The organism is Croceicoccus sp. BE223, assembly GCF_031457155.1.
Lineage (GTDB): Bacteria > Pseudomonadota > Alphaproteobacteria > Sphingomonadales > Sphingomonadaceae > Croceicoccus.
Map to the genome: position 1 here is coordinate 190,617 of NZ_JAVDWB010000006.1, position 19,967 is coordinate 210,583.

Consider the following 19,967-nt stretch of genomic DNA (forward strand, 5'->3'; position numbering starts at 1 on the left):
CGGGCGCGGACCGGGACTGTCATATGCTTGAAACCAACCGCCGGAACCTGCTGGCGATGAGCGCCTTCCTGCCCTTTGCCAGCGCGGCTCCGGCCCTTGCGCAAGCCACGCTCGCCGCGGACACTGGCGCGGGCGAGTGGGATCTTTCCGAGCTGTATCCGAGCTGGGACGCATGGGACGAGGCGCGCAAGGCGCAGCTGGCCGCACTGCCCCGCCTCGCCGCCTACAAGGGGACTTACAAGGACGGCGCGGACGCCATGGCGAAGGCGCTCGTCGACATGTCGGACGTCGGCAAGGAAGTGGGCCGGGTCTACATCTATGCGCACCTCAACGCCGACGCCGACGTGCGCGTCGCGAAGAACCAAGAACGCGTCAGCCAGGCTTCGGATCTCTACACCGCGCTGGGCGAGGCGACCGCCTGGTCCGCGCCAGAGGTGCTCGCTCTCGGCTCCGATACGGTTCGCGGCTATATCGCGCAGAACAAGGTGCTGAAGGACCGCTTCGCCTTCGCGCTCGAGAACACGCTGCGCGCCGCGCCGCACACGCTCGACACGCAGGGCGAAGGGCTGCTGGCCAGCGCCAGCGCGCCGCTGGGCGGACCGCAGGACATTCGCAGCCAGCTCACTGCCTCCGACATTCCCTGGCCGACGGTGACGCTTTCCACCGGCGAGGACGTCCGCCTCGACGATCAGGGCTACTCGCTCAACCGCGATGCCGCCAATCGCGAGGATCGCAAGCTGATTTTCCAGAAATTCTGGGACGCCTATGGCGGATTCAGCAACTCGCTCGGCGCGGCCTACGCCTCCAAGCTCAAGGGTGACGTGTTCAAGGCCAAGGCCCGCAACTATCCCAACACCCTGGCCTGGGCGCTCGACGGGCCGAACCTGCCCGAAGGTGTCTACCGCACGCTGGTCGACGAAGTGAACAAGGGCCTGCCCCAGCTTCACCGCTACTTCGAATTGCGCCGCCGCATCATGGGCCTGCCCGACATCGGCTACTACGACATCTATCCGCCGCTGGTGACGATGGACCGCAAGTTCAATCTCACCCAGATGCGGGCGCTGACGATCGAGGCGCTCAAGCCGTTCGGCCCGGAATACATCTCGCTCCTGACCGACGCCACGACGAAGAAGTGGATGGACCCGCTGCCGCGCCTGGGCAAGGATTCGGGCGCCTACATGCAGGGCGGCGCCTACGACGTTCACCCGTACCTGCTGCTGAACCTGGGCGAGGACTACGAGTCCATGTCCACTTACGCGCACGAATGGGGCCATGCGATCCACACGCTGCTGGCCAAGGCCAACAACCCTTACGAAACGGCCGACTACGCGACCTTCATCGCCGAGATTGCCTCGACCGTGAACGAAGTGTTCCTCAGCCACTACATGCAGCAGCGCGCGAAGACGAAGCAGGAGAAGCTGTTCTACCTCGGCACCCAGCTCGAGGCGGCGCGCGGCACCTTCTTCCGCCAGACGCAGTTCGCGGAATTCGAATTGAAGGCGCACGAACTGGCCGAGGCTGGCGAAGGCCTGTCGGGCGAGAAGTTCGCCGAGATCTACTACGACATCCTGCGCCGCTACCACGGCCCGAAGATGATCCTGCCCGACAACGTGCGCCACGAGTGGTCGTTCATCAGCCACTTCTTCCGCTCGGACAGCTTCTATGTGTTCCAGTACGCGACCTCGATCTCCGCAGGCACCTGGTTCGCCGAAAAGATCCTGAACGGCGGCAAGAAGGAGCAGAAGATGATGATCGACGTGCTGAAGGCCGGCGGCTCCGACTATCCGATCGACATTCTCAAGAGAAAAGCCGGGCTCGATATGACCAAGCCCGACGTCTATCGCGACTTCGTGGCCAATTTTTCCAGGACGATGGACGAGATCGAAGCCCTACTCTGACGCCGAACGGGCATGACTTCGCGGGCGGCCGGTCGGGTATGGTCCCGGCCGGCCGTTTTCGTGCGCGGTTAGCGGACCTGCGGAGAGCGAACCCTTTCGCGTCGCACGAAAAGGCCGATGAGCCTGCCGGGTATCCGGCGGAACCATTGGCACGTCGTTGAGCAGCTCGAGTGCCGCGAGCGCGCGCGTCACCTCCCCCTTGATCGCCGGCACGATCAGGCGGTCCTGCACCATCCGCTGGGCGGCCTGGACAAGCTTGACCGGTCCTTCGCGGCGAGCCTGCACCCGCCGAAGCCCCTGATCGGGATCCAGCCCGGCCTCCATGCCCCGCGCACCAGCACCCGCGTGCGCAGGACAGCCCGGGCGAACAGCAGCCCGGCGACAAGCCCCGCAGGCCCGCCAGCCACGATCAGGATATCGCCCATAGCCCCGCTCCCGCTCTGGCCAACACGCCCATTGCACCCTAGGCCTGTTCGCGATGGCGAGCGAACTGCATTTTTCACCTGTCCTGTCCGATGCGCTGGTGATCTTGGGCGCGGCGGGAATCGTGATCCCGGTCTTCGCCCGGTTCCGCATCACCCCGATCATCGGCTTCATCCTCGTTGGCATGCTGGTCGGACCATTCGGCCTCGGCCGGCTCGTCTTCGATTATCCGTGGCTGCAATACGTCACCATTACCGACCCCCAGGGACTGGAGCCCTTCGCCGAATTCGGCATCATTCTGCTGCTGTTCACGATCGGTCTCGAACTCTCGTTCAACCGCCTGTGGCAGCTGCGGCGAATGGTGTTCGGCCTCGGCGCGATGGAGCTTTCGATCAGCGCCGTGGTCATCGCCTTCGTCTTGATGACGATGGGCCAGTACTGGTCCGGGGCGCTGGGCCTCGGCCTCGCACTGGCCTTGTCCTCGACCGCGCTGGTCCTGCCGATTTCCGGCACGCGCAGCCCGGTAGGCAAGGCGGCGCTGTCGATGCTCCTGTTCGAGGACATCGCCATCGTCCCGATCATCTTCCTCCTCGGCGCGATGGCACCCTATGCCGCGGTCGAGGGATCGGAAGGTCTCTGGCGCACGATCTGGACCGGCGCCGTCACCGTCATCGTCCTGATGATCGCGGGCCGCTTCCTGCTGCCCCGGCTGTTCGGCCAGGCGGCGCGCACGAAAAGCCCCGAACTCTTTTTGGCCGCCAGCCTGCTGGTGGTGATCGTCGCCTCGCTGGCGACGGCGGCCGTCGGTCTGTCGCCGATCGTCGGCGCGCTGCTCGCCGGCCTTCTCATCGCCGAGACCGAGTACCACACCGAGGTCGAGGGCATCACCGCGCCGTTCAAGGGGCTGGCGCTCGGCATCTTCCTCATCACGGTGGGCATGGGCGTCGATCTCGGCGTCATCATCGCCAACGCCTGGCCAATCGCCGTCGCGGTCACCGGCGTCCTGCTGGTCAAGGCGCTCGTCACCGGCGTGCTGCTGCGCATGATGGGCGCACGGCGCGGCACGGCGGTCGAAACGGGGATCATGATGGCAAGCCCGTCCGAAACCACGCTGATCGTCCTGTCGGCCGCCGCCTCGGCTCAGTTGATCCAGCCCCAGACCGCGCAGTTCTGGCAGATCGTCACTGCCATCGGCCTGACGATCACGCCCATCCTCGCCCTCGTCGGCCGCAACATCGGCCGCCGCGTCGATGTCGCGCCTGGCCATGTGGGGGAGGAAACCGAAAGCGACGCTTCGATGGGGCGCGCGATCATCCTGGGATACGGCCGGGTCGGCCAGCTCGTGGCGGACATGATGATGCGGCACAACCGGCCGTTTCTCGCGATCGATTCCGATCCGGAACTGGTCGATCTCGCCCGGCGCAAGAAGCATCCGCTGCTTTTTGCCGACGCGCGCGGACCGGCGCTCGAACGGATCGACCTTGCCGGGGCCAGCGCGATCATCCTGACGATGGACGAACCGGTGCTGGCCGCCCGGCTTCTGCGCAAGTTGCGGGCAAGCTATCCCGACACGCCGATCATCGCCCGCGCCCGGGATTCCGGACACGCCGCCGAACTCTACCGCGCCGGCGCCACCGAAGCGGTGCCGGAAACACTGGAAAGCTCGCTGCAGCTTTCGGAATCGGCGCTGGTCAACGTCGGCGTGCCGATGGGACCGGTCATCGCCTCAATCCACGAAAAGCGAGACGAATTCCGCGAACAGATCATGCGCGAGGGCGAGCTGAAGCAGAAGCCCAAGCTGAAGACCAGCCTGGCCGATCGCGTGACCCAGCCACCTGGCACCGGAAGCGCCTGATCGTCAGGCGCCCGGCGCCGAAGTGATCAGCCCGCGACGGCTTCCTGCGCCAGCACTTCGCGCACCGCTGAGATCGCGTCGGCCGCCTTGCCGCCATCGGGTCCGCCGCCCTGGGCCATGTCGGCACGACCACCGCCGCCCTTGCCGCCCAGCACTTCGACCCCCTTGCGCACCAGATCGACCGCACTGAACCGTTCGGTCAGGTCGTCGGTGACAGCCACGGCGAAGGCAGCGCGACCGTCGTTCACCGCGACGATCGCCGCAATGCCCGATCCGAGCCGCTTCTTCGCCGCGTCGAGCAGGCCGCGCAGTTCCTTGGGATCCATCCCGTCCAGGACCTGGCCCGAAAATGCGACGCCGCCGACGCTTTGGTCTGCCGGTGCCGGCGCGCTGCCACCCGAAGCCCCGGCCAGCGCCAGGGCCTTCTTGGTTTCGGCCAGCTCGCGTTCCAATCGCTTGCGCTCGTCGATCAGCGCGATCACGCGGCCGGTGACCTCGTCGGGTGCGGCCTTCATGGCCGAGGCGATGGCCTTCAGCGCATCTTCGCGCCCGACCAGCCATTCTCGTGCCGCTTCGCCGGTCAGCGCCTCGATCCGGCGCACGCCCGATGACACCGCGCTTTCGGAAACGATGCGGAAAACCGCAATGTCCCCCAGCGCGTTGACGTGGGTGCCGCCGCACAGTTCCACCGAATAGGCGTTGGCATCCCCGCGTCCCATGGAAAGAACGCGCACCTCATCGCCGTACTTTTCGCCGAACAGCGCCATGGCGCCGGCCTCTATCGCGTCTTTGGGGCTCATCAACCGGGTGGTGACGGCCTCGTTGCCGCGGATCTGGGCATTCACCTCCGCCTCGATGGCGCGGATATCCTCGTCGGTGAGCGCCTTGGGATGCGAGAAGTCGAAGCGAAGGCGATCGGCCGCGACCAGCGAGCCCTTCTGCGTCACGTGACCGCCGAGGCGGTGCCGCAGCGCCGCGTGCAGCAGGTGGGTAGCCGAATGGTTGGCCCGGATCGCATCCCGCCGGGCCGTATCGACGACAAGATGGACGCTCTCGCCCACGGCAATCGAGCCGCTCTCGATCCGTCCGTGGTGCGCGTGGAGGCGTCCGAGCGGCTTGGAGGTGTCGGACACGGCGATCGACAGGTCGCCGGCCTTGATCGTTCCCGAATCGCCGCTCTGCCCGCCGCTTTCGCCGTAAAAGGGGGTCTGGTTGGTCAGGACGACGACATCCTGTCCAGCCGAGGCCGTTTCCACCTCCGCACCGTCGACCAGCAGGGCGACGACCCGGCCCTCGCCCTCGGTCGAGGTGTAGCCGGTGAATTCGGTCGCGCCCTCGCGCTCGGCAATGTCGAACCAGATTTCGCCGGATGCCGCGTCGCCGCTTCCCTTCCAGGCCGCGCGGGCGGCGGCCTTCTGCTGCGCCATCGCCGCGTCGAAGCCGGCGCGATCGACGCCGATCCCGCGTGAGCGGAGGGCGTCTTCGGTCAGGTCATAGGGGAAGCCGAAGGTGTCGTAGAGGCGGAACGCAGTCTCGCCGGGCAGCTCGGCGCCGCTCTCCATACCGTCGGTCGCTTCATCGAGCAGGCGCAGGCCCTTGTCGAGCGTCTGGCGAAAGCGCGTCTCCTCGCGCTCGAGCACTTCGGTGATGAGCGCCTGGGCACGCGACAATTCGGGATAGGCCTGCCCCATCTCGGTCACGAGCGAGGGCACGAGCCTGTGCATGAGCGGCTCGCTTGCGCCGAGCAGATGGGCATGGCGCATCGCGCGGCGCATGATCCGGCGAAGGACGTAGCCGCGCCCTTCATTAGACGGCAACACACCGTCGGCGAGGAGGAAGCTGGTCGAGCGCAGATGGTCGGCGATGACCCGATGGCTGGCTTTGCTGGCACCCTCGGCCTTCACACCCGTCAGGCTTTCCGAGGCGGCGATCAGCGCCTTGAACGTGTCGATGTCGTAGTTGTCGTGCACGCCCTGCATGACTGCGGCAATCCGCTCGAGCCCCATGCCGGTGTCGATCGACGGCTTCGGCAGCGGGTCGCGCGAACCGTCTCCCTTCTGCTCGAACTGCATGAAGACGAGGTTCCAGATCTCGATGAAACGATCGCCATCCTCGTCCGGGGAGCCCGGAGGGCCGCCGGGGATATGCTCGCCATGATCGTAGAAGATTTCGCTGCACGGACCGCACGGACCGGTATCGCCCATCGACCAGAAATTGTCGGACGTCGGGATTCGGATGATCCGATGATCGGGAAGACCCGCGATCTTCTTCCAGAGAGCGAAAGCCTCGTCGTCGGTGTGATAGACCGTCGTCGTCAGCTTGTCGGCGGGTATGCCCCACTCCTTGGTCAGGAGCGTCCAGGCATGCTCGATCGCCTGTTCCTTGAAGTAGTCGCCGAACGAGAAGTTGCCCAGCATCTCGAAGAACGTGTGGTGCCGAGCGGTGTAACCGACATTGTCGAGATCGTTGTGCTTGCCGCCCGCTCGAACGCACTTCTGCGACGACGTTGCCCGAGGCGGATCGCGCGTCTCCAAGCCGGTGAACACGTTCTTGAACGGGACCATGCCGGCGTTCACGAACATCAGCGTGGGATCGTTGTACGGCACCAGGGGCGCCGAGTGGACCTTTTCATGCCCGGCCTTGCCGAAATAATCGAGGAAGGAGGCGCGGATTTCGTTCGTCGAGCTCATGTCAGCGCAGTTAGGCGAGAGCGGCATGAGCCACAAGCGGTGAAGTGCCCGATAATCCCGATCGGAGACATCGCCAATGCCGATTTCCCGCATGCAAAAGGCGGGCGCGGCTCCTGCCGCACCCGCCTTGTCTCGAAATCCGGCGAATCAGTCGATCACTCGTCGCCGTCAGGGCCGACCATCATCACTTCGGCCATCTCGTCGGTCTTGCCGCGAATGGCGTTTTCCAGCTTGCTGCAAAGCTCCGGGTTTTCCTTGAGGAAGTTCTTCGCGTTCTCGCGCCCCTGGCCAATGCGCACGGAGTCGTAGCTGAACCACGCGCCCGATTTCTCGACCAGCCCTGCCTTCACGCCAAGATCGAGAATCTCGCCGATCTTCGACACGCCCTCGCCGTACATGATGTCGAACTCGACCTGCTTGAACGGCGGCGCAACCTTGTTCTTCACGACCTTCACGCGCGTCGCGTTGCCGACAATATCGTCGCGGTCCTTGATCTGGCCGGTGCGCCGGATGTCGAGGCGCACCGACGCATAGAACTTGAGCGCGTTGCCGCCGGTCGTCGTCTCCGGGTTGCCGTACATCACGCCGATCTTCATGCGGACCTGGTTGATGAAAATCACCAGGCAGCGCGAACGGTTGATCGACCCGGTCAGCTTGCGCAGCGCCTGACTCATCAGGCGGGCCTGGAGGCCGACGTGGCTGTCGCCCATCTCGCCCTCGATCTCGGCCCGGGGCACCAGCGCCGCCACCGAGTCGATGACGAGCACGTCGATGGCATTGGAGCGCACGAGCGTATCGACGATTTCCAACGCCTGCTCGCCGGTGTCCGGCTGCGAGACGATCAGTTCGTCGATGTCCACGCCCAGCTTCTTGGCATAGGCCGGATCGAGGGCGTGTTCGGCGTCGACGAAAGCCGCCGTGCCGCCGACCTTCTGCGCTTCCGCGATGGCGTGGAGCGCCAGCGTCGTCTTGCCCGAGCTTTCCGGGCCGTAGATTTCGACGATGCGACCGCGCGGCAGGCCACCGATGCCAAGAGCGATGTCGAGGCCGAGCGAGCCGGTCGAAATCGCCTCGATCTCAATCTTCTCCCGGCTGCCGAGCTTCATCGCCGAACCCTTGCCGAAGGCCCGGTCGATCTGTGCGAGAGCGGCGTCGAGCGCCTTTTGCCGATCCACGTTGCTATCCTTGTCCACAATCTTCAGATTCGCAGCCATCGTTCCGGCCTTTCGCATCGTTGTCCCCAACCGGCCCCCAAGACCGGAATGAGATCGATGTATCTCATTTGTTCTTTTGGAACAAGAGGAGAACGAAAAATTCGGAACGCGCATTCGACCGCGCGTTCCAAGGGCTTATCCCCGCTCGCGCGTGGCGGATAGGACCGAGGCGACCTTTTCCCCGATCTGTGCGACGGAAAACGGCTTGGGCAGGAAATACATGGAGGCGATGTCGATCTCGCGGCGCAGCTGTTCCTCGGCATAACCGGACATGAACAGCACCGGCAGGGCCGGTCGCAACTTGCGGATCTCCCGCGCCATGGCCGGGCCGTCCATCGTCGGCATGACGACGTCGGAGATTACCAGGTCGAATTCCTGCCCCTCGCGCACGGTCTCCAGCCCTTCCTCGCCGTCGGCGGCGGTGGTGACGGTGTAGCCCTGGCGGACAAGCGCACGCTCGGCAACGGCACGGACGGTGTCCTCGTCCTCGACCAGCAGGATCTTGCCGGTGCCGCCGAAAGCCGCGCGCGGTTCGACATCCTTCTTCACTTCGGCCACGGCCTCTCCGGCCATGACTATGTGGACCGGCAGATAGACCGTGAAGCGCGTGCCCACGCCCACTTCGCTGTCGGCGAAGATAAACCCATCGGACTGCTTGACGATGCCATAAACGGTGGAAAGGCCAAGGCCCGTGCCCTTGCCGGTTTCCTTGGTGGTGAAGAAGGGCTCGAAGATCTTGCCCAGGCTGTCGGCGGGTATTCCTTCGCCCGTATCCTCGACAACGAGGGCGGTGTAGTTCCCTGGCGGCAGGATCTCGTTCTTCAGCGCGCGCACTTCGCGCGGCGTGATCTTGCGGGTCGAGATGGTGAGCGTGCCCACCTCGCCCTTGGCCAGCATCGCATCGCGCGCGTTGACGGCAAGGTTCACGATCACCTGTTCGAGCTGCTGCGGATCGGCACGGACCGCGCCGAGCGCGCGATCGTGATTGACTTCCAGCCGGATCTTCTCGCCGATCAGGCGTTTGAGCAGCGCCGAGACCTCTGCCACGACGTCGGGCAACTGCACGATCTGCGGGCGCAGCGTCTGCTGGCGCGAGAATGCAAGCAACTGCCGCGTCAGCGAAGCCGCGCGGTTGGAGTTGGCCCTGATCTGCTGGATGTCGTCATAGTCGCTGTCGCCGGGCGCGTGGCGCAAGAGCATGAGGTCGCAATAGCCGATGATCGCGGTCAGCACGTTGTTGAAATCGTGCGCGACGCCGCCGGCAAGCTGGCCGACCGCCTGCATCTTGGTCGCCTGCGCGACCTGCCGTTTGAGGCGCGTTTCCTCGGTCGTGTCCTTGAGGCTGAGCAGCACCGCCGCCTCGCCCAGTCCGCGCACGCCGGCAAGGCTGAGAGTGACCGGCTCCTCGGGACTTGCCTGAAGGCGCACCGGCATCGCGCCGGAACTGGGGGTGCCGGCGGCATGGCGGCGGATCGAATCGGCCAGCGCGCTCTTGTCCTCCCGCACCACGAGGTCCGAGGGGAACGACGGGATCTCGCCCAGCGTGTCGAGCGCGGCGGCGCGGCGAAAGGCCTTGTTCGCGAACAGGAAACGCCCCTCCCTGTCGGTCATCGCCAGACCCAGCGGCAGCAGTGCGAGCAGGCTCTCGATTTCCGGCAGCGCGGCGGCGTTGCCGGCATGCAACCCGCCTTCGAGAATGAGGAACAGGACGGGCGGGTTTCGCCCCTTGGCCTGCGGATCGTCGGGATCGACGACGGGCAGGTGGATCAGGCGCAGATCCTCGCCGCTGGTGCCCTCACGTGCATAGTAGATGCGGTCGTAGTCGTCGGTGACGAGAAACTCGACGAATTCGCGGCCGACGAGATTTTCGGGAACGTCCCCCGCCGCGCGCAGTGCGAAATCGGCGTTGGCCCCGAGGATCTCGCCCTCGGCGCTGACCGCGACCGCCTGCACCCCGGCGGCGCCCAGCGCACGGCCCAGCTTGTCGTCCAGCTGACGCACCAGCCGCGCGCCCAGATCGACCGTCTCGACAGGCGCGAACTCCCACACGAGGTGGTTCTGGCCGCGCCCCGCACGCCGCAACACCGCATGCCAGCGCCCATTGGTGCCGACCAGCGAGTGCGCGACCGCCTCGCCGGTGCGCCATGCCTCCTGGGCCGATCTCGTCAGACGCTCCTGCGAATCCTCGTCGAGCGCCAGTGCCGGTGGCGAGTTGTAGAAGCCGAACCATTCGCCATAGCGGGTATTGGCGCACACAACCTTGCCGCCCCGCTCGGTAATGACGGTGGCGACATCGGGCCGTTCGATCGCGGCGACGGTGACGGACCAGTCGGGTGGGGCCAGCCGCTCCTCCGCATCCACCGGCGCGCGCCGCACGGCCGCGCGCATGACCGCGATGAAGACGAGCAGCGCCCCCGCATAGGCCGCCGTCAGCGGCCAGAGGTCGGTCATCACCTGGATGGCGATGGCGCTGGCCACGATGGCCAGGCCGATCAGGGCCGCATCGGGCACACTACGCGAAGGCAAATCGCGGAGCGGGCCGAGCATCAGGCCTCAGCTTCCGTATGCCGTGCCCTGTCCAGCCGTTCGCGGCGGGCGCGGATCATGCGCGTCCGCTTGCGCGCGACGATCCAGCGCCAGATCCAGCCCGAAACGAGATAGCCAAGCGCACTGGTGAATACGGCAAGCGCGACGAGGCCGAAGGCGGTGACCAGCGTTTCGCCCGTCAGCCATTCGAGAAAACGGTCGAAGTCGGTCTGCTGCATCGCCACCGAAACCGGCGCGACGCGCGTCACCTCGTCGATGCGGAGCAGGAACGAGCCCAGCCAGTTGGCGAAAAGCCAGACCAGCGGCGTGGTGATCGGGTTGGTGACGAACGTCAGCGCCGCGGCGACAGGCACGTTGGCCCGGAATGGCAGCGCCAGCATCGCGGCGACGAAGATCTGGCCCAGCGGAATGATGATGCCGGCCGCGATGCCCAGCGCCACGCCGCGCGGCACCGATCGCCGGGTAAAACGCCACAATTCGGATCGCAGGACGCGATGCGCATAGGGGCGGATAAAGCGGTTCGCCTCCATCTGTTCGCGCGTGGGCATCTTGGAACGTGTCCAAGCCGCAACCCGCCGCCCGATCCCCTTCGTCATGAAACTCTTTCCAGCCGTCACGACCGGGCATCAGCCCCGGTCAAACCCCGATAGCGCGCCCCACATACACCCCAGGTTAACGCCGTCACCATCCTTGCCGCGCCTGACGCGATTTGTCATCAACCTGACGCGCGGCAGCCACTGTCAGCCGTAAGCACGGCAAAGCCCAGGTCGCAGCGGACGCTAGCTATGTTCGCGCAGGACACGGGCCTTGTCGCGCTTCCAGTCGCGCTCCTTGATCGACGCGCGCTTGTCGTGAGTCTGCTTGCCCTTGGCCAGCGCCAGCTCGACCTTCGCCCGGCCCTTGCCGTTGAAATAGACCGAAAGCGGCACGAGGGTCATGCCCTTGCGCTCGACCGCGCCGAACAGCTTCTCGATTTGCCGCGCATGAAGCAGGAGCTTTCGAGGACGCTTCGGTTCGTGGTTGAAGCGATTGCCGTGGCTGAATTCGGGCACATTGGCATTCACCAGCCAGACCTGTCCGTCGCGGATCTCGGCATAAGATTCGGCGATCGAGCCTTCCCCGGAACGAAGCGCCTTCACCTCGGTCCCGGTCAACGCGATGCCCGCCTCGTAGACGTCCTCGATGAAATAGTCGAACCGCGCCCGCCGGTTCTCGGCGACGGTCTTGGTCTTTTCGAACTCGGTGGGTTTGGGCCGTGCCATGGCGCGCATGTAGTGCGAGCGGTCGCGATGCGAAAGGGGCATGGTTTGCGATCACGGCAGCGCGGCTCCGGATGCTCCGGAGGGCGATGGCCTGCGTCGGCCAGCATGGCCCGCCCGACTGATGACCGGGCAGGCCGCTCGCCTCAGACCAGCCCGGCGTGGGCCAGCGCCTCGTCCACCGCGGCCTTCGCCTTGTCGGAGCATTTCACCAGCGGCAGCCGCAAGTCGTCCGTCATCCAGCCGAGCACGCGCGACATCGCATACTTGCAGGGTGCCGGGCTTGCGTCCTCGAACATCGCGTAGTGGAGCGGATAGAGCAGGTCATTAAGCTCGCGCGCGCGGGCGAAGTCGTTGTCGACGCAGGCCTGCTGGAATTCGGCGCAGAGCTTGGGGGCGACATTCGCCGTGACCGAGATGCAGCCGACCGCGCCGGCGGCGTTGGCGGGCAGCGACAGTTCGTCGTCGCCCGAAAGCTGGCAGAAATCCGGGCCGATGCCCATGCGGTGATCGACCACCCGCGACAGGTCGCCGCTCGCGTCCTTGATTCCGACGATGCGGTCGGGAAAGCGCTTGGCCAGTTCGCAGACCGTTTCCGGCTCGATATCGGTAACCGTGCGGCCGGGAACGTTGTAGAGTATGATCGGCAAATCGACCCGTTCCGCAAGGTGCGAGAAGTGCGCGATCAGTCCGGCCTGGCTCGGCCGGTTGTAATAAGGTGCGACGACCAGTGCCGCGGATGCGCCGTAGCGCTTCGAAAAGGTCATGTGCATCAGCGCATTGGCTGTATCGTTGGAACCGCAACCGGCGATGACCGGGACGCGCCCTGCCGTATGCTCGACACAAATCTCGATTACACGGTGGTGTTCCGCGTTGGTCAGCGTCGAGGCCTCGCCCGTCGTGCCGCAGGGCACAAGCGCGGACGAGCCGTTCTCGATCTGGAAGTCGATCAGTCGGCGAAACGCATCTTCGTCGACGGCGCCGTCGCGAAACGGAGTGACAAGAGCGGGAATGGACCCAGAAAACATCAGTGAAAGGCTCCGATTCGGGACAGGTTCAACGGTGGAAAACGACGTTGCGGTCAAGACGGAACCACCGATTGCGCCTAACCGTTCAGGGGCTGATAAGGAGGGTGACCCTATTATGTCCAGCATGGCAAACCGTCGATACTCTTTGCTCGCAACCGCCGCAGTTTTCGGCATGGCTGCCGGCGGACTGTTCGCGGCTCCGGCCATGGCGCAGGACGAGCAGGCCCTTGCCGCCAGGCCGCAGGCGCCGGCGCGCAGCGCAACGCCGCAGACTTTCGGCGAGATTCAATGGGCTCCGTCCGATTGGGACAAGGCGCGGATGCGCAGCATGGCCGCCCGGCCGGGCCCGATGAGCTATGCCGTGACCCGGTGGAACCAGCTGATCGCGCAGCCTGGTGGCAGTTTCGAGGAATATGCCGGCTTCATCAGCCAGTATTCCGGCTTCCCGCGCGAGGATTTCCTGCAGGGCAAGGCGGAAAAGGCGCTGGAAAATTCGCAAGTCGCGCCGGGCCGTCTCGTCGCTTTCTTCGATCGCCATCCGCCTGTCGGCAATCTTGCCCGCGCGCAATACGCATTGGCCTTGCAGGCTCTCGGCAGACCCGAGGCGCTGACCGTCGCTCGCGAGGCGTGGCGAGGCGGTTCGATGTCGCCTGTCGCCGAGGCGACCATGGCCAGCCTGTTCGGCACGCGTTTCACCGCCGATGATCAGAACGCCCGCATGAACGAATTGTTGTGGCAAGCCGACGTCGAGGCGGCGCAGCGCCAGGTCGTGCGTGTCAGCGGCCCATCGCGCGGCCTGATGATGGCCCGGCTCGCCGCACTGCAGGGGCAGGACCCCACGACGATCGGCCTGACGGTTCCGGCAGAGGCGAGCGGCGATCCGGGCTGGCTCTATAATCGTGCGCGCCAGTTGCGCACCAGCGGCCAAGGCTCGGCCGCGCGGTTCGCGATCGTCAACGCGCCCAGGCTTTCGCGCACTCCCGCGGATCCGCAGGCTTTCGTCACAGAGATGCGGCTGCAGGCCGGCGATGCCCTGGCGATGGGCGATGTCCAGACGGCGGTGAAGATCGCCCGCCGCGCAACCGAGGCCTTTGCGCCGAACGAGGATGTGTCGAAGCTTTCGACCGGCATTCGCGACGAATACGAGAAGCTGTTCTATCCGCTCGGAGAATCCGCACTGGCGCGCGGGGATGCCCGCAGCGCGGCCGAGATGTTCGAGACCTACGGCAAGAGCCAGCGCACCGCCCCTGCTCGAACCAAGGGATTCTATTTCGCCGGGTTGGCGGCGGATCGCGCGGGCCTCAAGGATGTCTCGCGTCGCAACTACGAGGCCGCCGCCGCCTACCCAGATCAGTTCTACGGCCAACTCGCGCTGGAAAAGCTGGGCCGCCCGCTAAAGGCGCCCGCTGCCACCCTGCCCGCGCCTTCCATGGACAAGCGTGTCGCCTTCAACGCCAAGCCGCTGGTTCAGGCCGCACGCGAAGTCGGCCGCACCGGAGACTGGCGCACGGCGGTCTACTTCTTCCGCGAACTGGGTCAGCAGGCGCAGACTGCCGAGGATTTTGCCCTGATCGCCGATCTCGCCCGCGATATCGGTCGCCGCGATCTCGGCGTCATCGCCGGGCGCGAGGCTTCGACCGCGCAGGTTTACGCCTTTGCCAACTACGCCTTCCCGCGGATCGAGGTTCCGGCAGGTGTCGGCAGTTCGTGGTCGATGATCCACGCCATCAGCCGCCAGGAAAGCCAGTTTGCGCAGGACGCGACCAGCCATGCCGGCGCGCGGGGACTGATGCAGCTGATGCCCGGCACTGCGCAGGAGCAGGCCGGTAAGATGTACATGTCGTACAATCGCGATTCGCTGATTGCCGATCCGCAATACAACGTGCGGCTGGGCGCCGGCTATTTCGGCAGGATGCTGGACAATTACGGCGGTTCGTATCCGCTGGCCGTGGCGGCCTACAACGCCGGGCCGGGCAACGTGAACAAGTGGCTGCGCCAGAACGGCGATCCACGCACCGGGCAGATCGGCTGGGTCGACTGGATCGAAAAGATCCCGTTCACCGAAACTCGGCGCTACGTGGCGCGCGTGCTGGAAAACGCGGCATTCTACGATGCGCTCTATCCGGGAACGGGCAATCGGAGCGGAGACTATCCGCTCAGCTATTATCTTGGGAAACGGCCGGGCCAGTAATGGCCCGCATCGCCCTCGCGCGCCAAGGGCGGGGCATGAGCGATCCGGTCAAGGTCAAGGGCAATCCGATCACGCCAGCGGGGTTTGCGGCCCTGCGCGCGCGATACGACCTCCTGCTCGGGACCGAACGCCCCAAGATCGTCGATATCGTCAGCTGGGCCGCTGGCAACGGCGACCGTAGCGAGAATGGCGACTACATCTACGGTCGCAAGCGGCTGCGCGAAATCGATCGGGAACTGGCGCACCTGGCGCGCCGGATGAAGGCGGCGCGCGTGGTCGATCCTGCCGAGCAGCCCGATCGGAGCAAGGTCTTCTTCGGGGCGACCGTCACCATCGCCGACGAGGACGACGTGCACCGCACCGTGACCCTTGTCGGTGACGACGAGGCGGATGCGGGAACGGGTCTCATCGGCTGGGGCTCGCCGCTGGCGCGGGCGTTGCGCGGGGCGCGCATCGGCGACTTGCGCACGGTAAGGCTTCCTTCCGGCGACAAGGAGTGGGAAATCGTGGCGATCGCCTATGGTTAGACGGATCGGCCCTCTCATCGGATCGTTCTCGCTGCTCCTGCTTGCGCCTCCCGGGCTCGCTGCGCCGCAGCCGGTTTCGGCGCACGCAGGTTGGGGTGCGTTTCGCGACGACAGCCGCTGCTACGCAATCGCCATGGCCGAATCCTCTCCCTATGCCCGCGAACGCCAACCGTTCGCGAGTGTCGGCGTCGCGCCGCAGCGATTCACGATGCGCCTTTCCCGCACGCTTGCCCGCGGCGCGGCCGTCACGCTCGACGTCGGCCGGCGGCGCTTCCGCCTGGCGGGAGCCGCCGACAGTGCCTGGAGCGCAAATCCCGCGCAGACTGGTGCAATCGCCGCGGCGATGCGCAGGTCCGACACGATGACGGTTGGCGCGCGCGATGCGACAGGACGTTTCTTTCGTGACAGCTATAAGCTGCGCGGCGCGCCAAGCGCCATCGACGCAGCGATCATGGCCTGCCGCTGAGATAATGGCCTGTCGCTGACGGCGAAAAAGCGCGGGCCTGTTGCCCGACCCGCGCTCCTTTCAGCTTTTGATCGCAATGCGCTTAGAAGCGCATGCCGACCGACGCGACGACCTGGTGACGATCGGTGTCGATGTCGAAGCGGTCGCTGTCCGGCATGTCGCCATTCTCGAATTCCGCTTCCGAATACTTCGAGTAGCGGTACTCGATCTTGGTGAACATGTTGTCGCTCATCGCGTACTCAAGGCCCGCGCCCGCGCGCCAGCCATCGACGTTGATGTCCTGCTCAAGTTCGGTTTCGCCGTCAGTCGCCAGCACGTTGTACTTCGTGTTGGTGTAGCCGCCCTTCACATAGGCGAGCAGGTCGTTGTTGACCTTGGCACCGATACGCGCACCGACATAGAGGTCACGACCGGTGTCGACACTGCCAAGGCCGAAACCTTCGAAATCGGCACCGTCGCTGAATTCCGTCTTCGCGGTCGAGTCGGTGTATTCACCTTCGATGCCGAAGACCGCTCCGCCCATGTCGATGTCATAGCCGATACCCACACCATAGAGCAGGCCGCTGATGTCTTGGTCGTCCTGGTCGTTGATGTCGTTGTCGGAGCTGGAACCAGCCTGTGAGGCGTCGTAGCCGATGATCGCCTCGACGCGCGGGCCAGTGAAGTTTCCGCCCTGCATGTCCTGCGCGGCGGCAGGCATGGCGACGGCGCCGAAAGCGGTGCCCGCAGCGAGAATGGCAATAATCTTCTTCATGATAACTCCAATCATTTCCCTCATTCCCCCGACTTGCGGGGTGGATCGGGGAAATGTCTGAAATCGCGCGATGTTTCATGAACACCAGACAACAGAACGACTTAACGCAGTTGCAGCACGAAACGACGACGAGGCGTGCCTCAGATGCGACCGGCCGTGACGACAGCGATTTTCCGTGGAACCTAAGCGGCATGGCGCGATTTCGCGCGCCCTTTGCGCGCGCGGGGTTTCCTCCCTATATGGCGCGCCATGCACATGAACATGCCTGTCCCGGGTCACATCGATCCCGTTCCCGTCCCGCGGGAGGTTACCCCCCGCGCCGACGGTCGCATCGATCTGCTCGGACTGCCCAAGAAACAGATTGCCGCCCTGTTCGAGCAGGCGGGGCTGGATGCCAAGGCCGCCAAGCTGCGCGGCAAGCAGGTCTGGCACTGGATATATCACCGCGGCGTATCCGACTTCGAGGCGATGACCGATATCGCCAAGACGACGCGCCCGTGGCTGGCGCAGCGTTTCGTGATCGCAAGGCCCGAAGTGGTGGAGGCCCAGCATTCCACCGACGGCACCCGCAAGTGGCTGCTGCGGACAGCGGACAACCACGATTTCGAGATGGTTTTCATCCCCGACGCAGACCGGGGCACCCTTTGCGTTTCGAGCCAGGTCGGCTGCACGCTGAATTGCCGCTTCTGCCACACCGGCACGATGCGCCTCGTCCGCAACCTGACGCCGGGCGAAATCGTCGGCCAGGTCATGCTGGCGCGCGATGCGCTGGGCGAGTGGCCCAAGGGCTCGATGTCCGGCCTCGACGCCGAGGAGGACGAGGGCAGCTATACGTCCGACGGGCGCCTGCTGACCAACATCGTGATGATGGGCATGGGCGAGCCGCTCTACAATTTCGACAACGTGCGCGACGCGCTGAAAATCGTGATGGACGGCGACGGACTGGCGCTCTCGAAGCGGCGCATCACCCTTTCGACCAGCGGCGTCGTGCCGATGATGGAGCGGTGCGGCCAGGAAATCGGCGTCAATCTTGCCGTCTCGCTCCACGCGGTGACCAAGGACATCCGTGACGAAATCGTGCCGATCAACCGCAAGTACGGGATCGAGGAACTGCTGCAGGCCTGCGCCGAATACCCCGGCGCCTCGAACGCGCGGCGCATCACCTTCGAATACGTGATGCTGAAGGACCGCAACGACAGCGACGAGGACGCCCGCGAGCTCGTGCGCCTGATCAAGCAGTACAAGCTGCCGGCCAAGGTGAACCTGATCCCCTTCAATCCGTGGCCCGGTGCCCCTTACGAGTGTTCGTCGCCCGAACGGATCCGCCGCTTTTCCGACATCGTGTTCGAGGCGGGAATCAGCGCGCCGGTCCGTACCCCGCGCGGGCGCGACATCGATGCGGCCTGCGGCCAGCTGAAGACCGCTGCCGAAAAGAAGAGCCGCTCCGAACTGGACCGGATCGCGGCCGAGAAACAGGCCGCACTGGAAAGCTGATCAGTCTTCTTCGCGCAAGTCGTAGGCCGCCCGCGATGATTCGATCCGGCCGCGATTGTCCAGCACCCACTGGCTGAGCCCCGCCACGGGCCCCCACAACGACCGGCCGAGCGGGGTCAGCGCGTAATCCACGCGCGGCGGAACCGTCGGCGTCACTGTTCGGCTGACCAGCCCGTCACGCTCGAGATTGCGGAGAGTCCGGGTCAGCATGCGTTGCGAGATCCCGTCGACGATGCGGCGCAACTCGTTGAAGCGGCGCGATTGCTCGCCCAGCTTCATGACCACTTGCATCGACCACTTGTCACCGACGCGCGACAGCATGTCGGTCACCGCCTGGCACGCGCCAACGGCCTCTATGGCCGCGGTAACATGCGTGTCACCTTGTGATCTTTCTGTGCCTTCTTGTGCAGGTGCGAGGTCGATCTCCATATGTCGGTAGTTATCATTTGATACCGGAGAATTGCAAAGTGAATATCCTGCACATCGACAGCGCGACCACCGGGGCGAGCTCGGTCACCCGCGCCCTCACCGCCCGCATCGTCGACAAGCTGAAGGCCGACAGTTCCGGCGCGACGGTCGTCTATCGCGACCTGGGCACCGAGCCGCTCGCCCACCTCAATCCGGTGCTGACCGGGGCGATCCGTTTTCCCGCCGAAGACCAGACCGACGACATGAAGGCGGCCGCCGGGGTGGAGCGCAAGGTGCTCGACGAATTCCTTGCGGCGGACGTAGTGGTGATCGGCGCGCCGATGTACAATTTCACGATCCCCTCCAACCTCAAATCGTGGATCGACCGTCTCGGCATCCCGCGCGTCACGTTCCGCTATGGCGAAAACGGGGTCGAAGGCCTGGCCGGCGGTCGCCGCGTCATCATCGGCTCCTCGGCCGGCGGTCGCTACCAACCGGGCGAGGCGCCGCTGACCTACCACGAGGGTCTGCTCGAGGCGTTCATGAACTTCATCGGGGTAGACGACGTCACGTTCGTGCGCGCTCACGGTGTCGGCGTGCATGGCCCCGAAGGCGCGATCGCCGCGGCGGAGGAACAGATCGCCGCGCTCTGAGCGGTCGGTCATGGTGAAGATCGGCTTAAGCGCAATTCATCGCATCTCGGAAACCCTTGGCCGGTAATCTGGAATCTGACCGGGCGGTTCATCCTCCGTTCGAGTTCGGGGTTGCAGTTTCGACTTCAAGCGCCGCCCAAAAGCGGTCGAGAAAGAGAAAGGACGATGTGATGAAGAAGGGTTTGATCGGTGCCGTGCTGGCGGCAGCCGTCGCGATCCCCGCCGCCCCTGCCTTTGCCGATCCGCCGTCGTGGGCCCCGGCCCACGGCAAGCGGGCCAAGGAAAGCGCTCGCTACTACGATAGCCGCGGGCGCTACTATGAACCGCGCCGCATGTATCGGGGCGACCGTTACTGGCGTGGCGACGACGGACGGTACTACTGCCGCCGCGATAACGGCACGACTGGCCTGATCATCGGCGCCGCGGGCGGTGCCTTGATCGGACGCGAGGTCGACGGTGGCCGGGATCGGACGGCCGGCACCATCCTGGGTGCCGCGGCCGGTGCGATCATCGGTCGCGCGATCGACAGGGGCGATGCCCGCTGCCGTTGATCGCACAAG

The 19,967-nt window shown here is 65.4% G+C and carries 17 protein-coding genes; 8 read left to right on the forward strand and 9 right to left on the reverse strand.

All coding sequences use genetic code 11. The features are described from left to right. Window positions 1-23 precede the first annotated feature (23 nt). Complete coding sequence (locus J2X37_RS13285; RefSeq protein ID WP_310022074.1) at window positions 24-1,898, forward strand: M3 family oligoendopeptidase; 1,875 nt, start codon at window positions 24-26, stop codon at window positions 1,896-1,898. On the opposite strand, the gene J2X37_RS13290 is transcribed toward J2X37_RS13285, so the two are convergent. Beyond that, window positions 1,890-2,222, reverse strand: a complete 333-nt coding sequence (locus J2X37_RS13290) for a hypothetical protein (protein ID WP_310022077.1) — start codon at window positions 2,220-2,222, stop codon at window positions 1,890-1,892. The two genes, J2X37_RS13285 and J2X37_RS13290, sit on opposite strands and share 9 nt — an antisense overlap. Window positions 2,223-2,376: 154 nt before the next feature. Here J2X37_RS13290 and J2X37_RS13295 point away from each other — a divergent pair, with 154 nt between their 5' ends. Beyond that, window positions 2,377-4,176, forward strand: a complete 1,800-nt coding sequence (locus tag J2X37_RS13295) for a cation:proton antiporter (protein WP_310022079.1) — start codon at window positions 2,377-2,379, stop codon at window positions 4,174-4,176. A gap of 26 nt (window positions 4,177-4,202) precedes the next feature. Here the strand turns inward: J2X37_RS13295 and alaS are convergent, their stop codons facing one another. The 6 genes from alaS to dapA form a co-directional block, all read right to left on the reverse strand. Next, window positions 4,203-6,866, reverse strand: a complete 2,664-nt coding sequence (gene alaS, locus J2X37_RS13300) for an alanine--tRNA ligase (RefSeq protein ID WP_310022081.1) — start codon at window positions 6,864-6,866, stop codon at window positions 4,203-4,205. Between the two features lie 155 nt (window positions 6,867-7,021). Next, a complete protein-coding gene (gene recA / locus J2X37_RS13305; protein WP_310022083.1) occupies window positions 7,022-8,080 on the reverse strand; it encodes a recombinase RecA in 1,059 nt (352 codons plus the stop codon). A gap of 135 nt (window positions 8,081-8,215) precedes the next feature. Continuing rightward, window positions 8,216-10,627 (reverse strand): response regulator, encoded by a 2,412-nt coding sequence (locus tag J2X37_RS13310; RefSeq protein WP_310022085.1) that lies wholly within the window; start codon window positions 10,625-10,627, stop codon window positions 8,216-8,218. Then, window positions 10,627-11,175 (reverse strand): DUF2062 domain-containing protein, encoded by a 549-nt coding sequence (locus tag J2X37_RS13315; RefSeq protein WP_310022087.1) that lies wholly within the window; start codon window positions 11,173-11,175, stop codon window positions 10,627-10,629. The genes J2X37_RS13310 and J2X37_RS13315 overlap by 1 nt, the downstream gene beginning before the upstream one ends. 231 nt (window positions 11,176-11,406) lie before the next feature. Then, the gene (gene smpB, locus J2X37_RS13320) at window positions 11,407-11,889 is read right to left on the reverse strand and encodes an SsrA-binding protein SmpB (protein WP_310022090.1); all 483 of its coding nucleotides are present in this window, start codon (window positions 11,887-11,889) and stop codon (window positions 11,407-11,409) included. Window positions 11,890-12,032: 143 nt separating this feature from the next. After that, a complete protein-coding gene (dapA, locus tag J2X37_RS13325; protein WP_310022092.1) occupies window positions 12,033-12,914 on the reverse strand; it encodes a 4-hydroxy-tetrahydrodipicolinate synthase in 882 nt (293 codons plus the stop codon). Between the two features lie 172 nt (window positions 12,915-13,086). Between dapA and J2X37_RS13330 the strand changes: the two genes are divergently transcribed. From J2X37_RS13330 to J2X37_RS13340, 3 genes are all read left to right on the forward strand, one after another. Next, window positions 13,087-15,105 carry a lytic transglycosylase domain-containing protein gene (locus J2X37_RS13330; protein ID WP_310022094.1) on the forward strand — a complete coding sequence of 673 codons (2,019 nt, stop codon included), beginning with the start codon at window positions 13,087-13,089 and terminating at the stop codon, window positions 15,103-15,105. A gap of 35 nt (window positions 15,106-15,140) precedes the next feature. Continuing rightward, window positions 15,141-15,632 carry a transcription elongation factor GreB gene (greB, locus tag J2X37_RS13335; RefSeq protein WP_310022096.1) on the forward strand — a complete coding sequence of 164 codons (492 nt, stop codon included), beginning with the start codon at window positions 15,141-15,143 and terminating at the stop codon, window positions 15,630-15,632. A gap of 133 nt (window positions 15,633-15,765) precedes the next feature. Further along, window positions 15,766-16,098, forward strand: a complete 333-nt coding sequence (locus tag J2X37_RS13340) for a hypothetical protein (RefSeq protein WP_310022098.1) — start codon at window positions 15,766-15,768, stop codon at window positions 16,096-16,098. Between the two features lie 82 nt (window positions 16,099-16,180). On the opposite strand, the gene J2X37_RS13345 is transcribed toward J2X37_RS13340, so the two are convergent. Continuing rightward, window positions 16,181-16,852, reverse strand: a complete 672-nt coding sequence (locus tag J2X37_RS13345; protein ID WP_310022100.1) for an outer membrane beta-barrel protein — start codon at window positions 16,850-16,852, stop codon at window positions 16,181-16,183. Between the two features lie 255 nt (window positions 16,853-17,107). Between J2X37_RS13345 and rlmN the strand changes: the two genes are divergently transcribed. After that, window positions 17,108-18,346, forward strand: a complete 1,239-nt coding sequence (gene rlmN / locus J2X37_RS13350; RefSeq protein WP_310022102.1) for a 23S rRNA (adenine(2503)-C(2))-methyltransferase RlmN — start codon at window positions 17,108-17,110, stop codon at window positions 18,344-18,346. On the opposite strand, the gene J2X37_RS13355 is transcribed toward rlmN, so the two are convergent. Continuing rightward, window positions 18,347-18,775 carry a helix-turn-helix domain-containing protein gene (locus J2X37_RS13355; RefSeq protein ID WP_310022104.1) on the reverse strand — a complete coding sequence of 143 codons (429 nt, stop codon included), beginning with the start codon at window positions 18,773-18,775 and terminating at the stop codon, window positions 18,347-18,349. Window positions 18,776-18,813: 38 nt separating this feature from the next. Between J2X37_RS13355 and J2X37_RS13360 the strand changes: the two genes are divergently transcribed. Next, the gene (locus J2X37_RS13360) at window positions 18,814-19,407 is read left to right on the forward strand and encodes an NAD(P)H-dependent oxidoreductase (protein WP_310022106.1); all 594 of its coding nucleotides are present in this window, start codon (window positions 18,814-18,816) and stop codon (window positions 19,405-19,407) included. 170 nt (window positions 19,408-19,577) lie between these two features. Further along, window positions 19,578-19,958 (forward strand): glycine zipper 2TM domain-containing protein, encoded by a 381-nt coding sequence (locus J2X37_RS13365; protein ID WP_310022108.1) that lies wholly within the window; start codon window positions 19,578-19,580, stop codon window positions 19,956-19,958. The last annotated feature ends 9 nt before the right edge of the window (window positions 19,959-19,967 follow it).

Bases quoted from the DNA above. Each gene is read 5' to 3' on its own strand.
- J2X37_RS13285 (WP_310022074.1), top strand. From the start codon at position 24: ATGCTTGAAACCAACCGCCGGAACCTGCTGGCGATGAGCGCCTTCCTG.
- J2X37_RS13290 (WP_310022077.1), bottom strand. From the start codon at position 2,222: ATGGAGGCCGGGCTGGATCCCGATCAGGGGCTTCGGCGGGTGCAGGCT.
- J2X37_RS13295 (WP_310022079.1), top strand. From the start codon at position 2,377: ATGGCGAGCGAACTGCATTTTTCACCTGTCCTGTCCGATGCGCTGGTG.
- alaS (WP_310022081.1), bottom strand. From the start codon at position 6,866: ATGAGCTCGACGAACGAAATCCGCGCCTCCTTCCTCGATTATTTCGGC.
- recA (WP_310022083.1), bottom strand. From the start codon at position 8,080: ATGGCTGCGAATCTGAAGATTGTGGACAAGGATAGCAACGTGGATCGG.
- J2X37_RS13310 (WP_310022085.1), bottom strand. From the start codon at position 10,627: ATGCTCGGCCCGCTCCGCGATTTGCCTTCGCGTAGTGTGCCCGATGCG.
- J2X37_RS13315 (WP_310022087.1), bottom strand. From the start codon at position 11,175: ATGCCCACGCGCGAACAGATGGAGGCGAACCGCTTTATCCGCCCCTAT.
- smpB (WP_310022090.1), bottom strand. From the start codon at position 11,889: ATGGCACGGCCCAAACCCACCGAGTTCGAAAAGACCAAGACCGTCGCC.
- dapA (WP_310022092.1), bottom strand. From the start codon at position 12,914: ATGTTTTCTGGGTCCATTCCCGCTCTTGTCACTCCGTTTCGCGACGGC.
- J2X37_RS13330 (WP_310022094.1), top strand. From the start codon at position 13,087: ATGGCTGCCGGCGGACTGTTCGCGGCTCCGGCCATGGCGCAGGACGAG.
- greB (WP_310022096.1), top strand. From the start codon at position 15,141: ATGAGCGATCCGGTCAAGGTCAAGGGCAATCCGATCACGCCAGCGGGG.
- J2X37_RS13340 (WP_310022098.1), top strand. From the start codon at position 15,766: ATGGCCGAATCCTCTCCCTATGCCCGCGAACGCCAACCGTTCGCGAGT.
- J2X37_RS13345 (WP_310022100.1), bottom strand. From the start codon at position 16,852: ATGAAGAAGATTATTGCCATTCTCGCTGCGGGCACCGCTTTCGGCGCC.
- rlmN (WP_310022102.1), top strand. From the start codon at position 17,108: ATGAACATGCCTGTCCCGGGTCACATCGATCCCGTTCCCGTCCCGCGG.
- J2X37_RS13355 (WP_310022104.1), bottom strand. From the start codon at position 18,775: ATGGAGATCGACCTCGCACCTGCACAAGAAGGCACAGAAAGATCACAA.
- J2X37_RS13365 (WP_310022108.1), top strand. From the start codon at position 19,578: ATGAAGAAGGGTTTGATCGGTGCCGTGCTGGCGGCAGCCGTCGCGATC.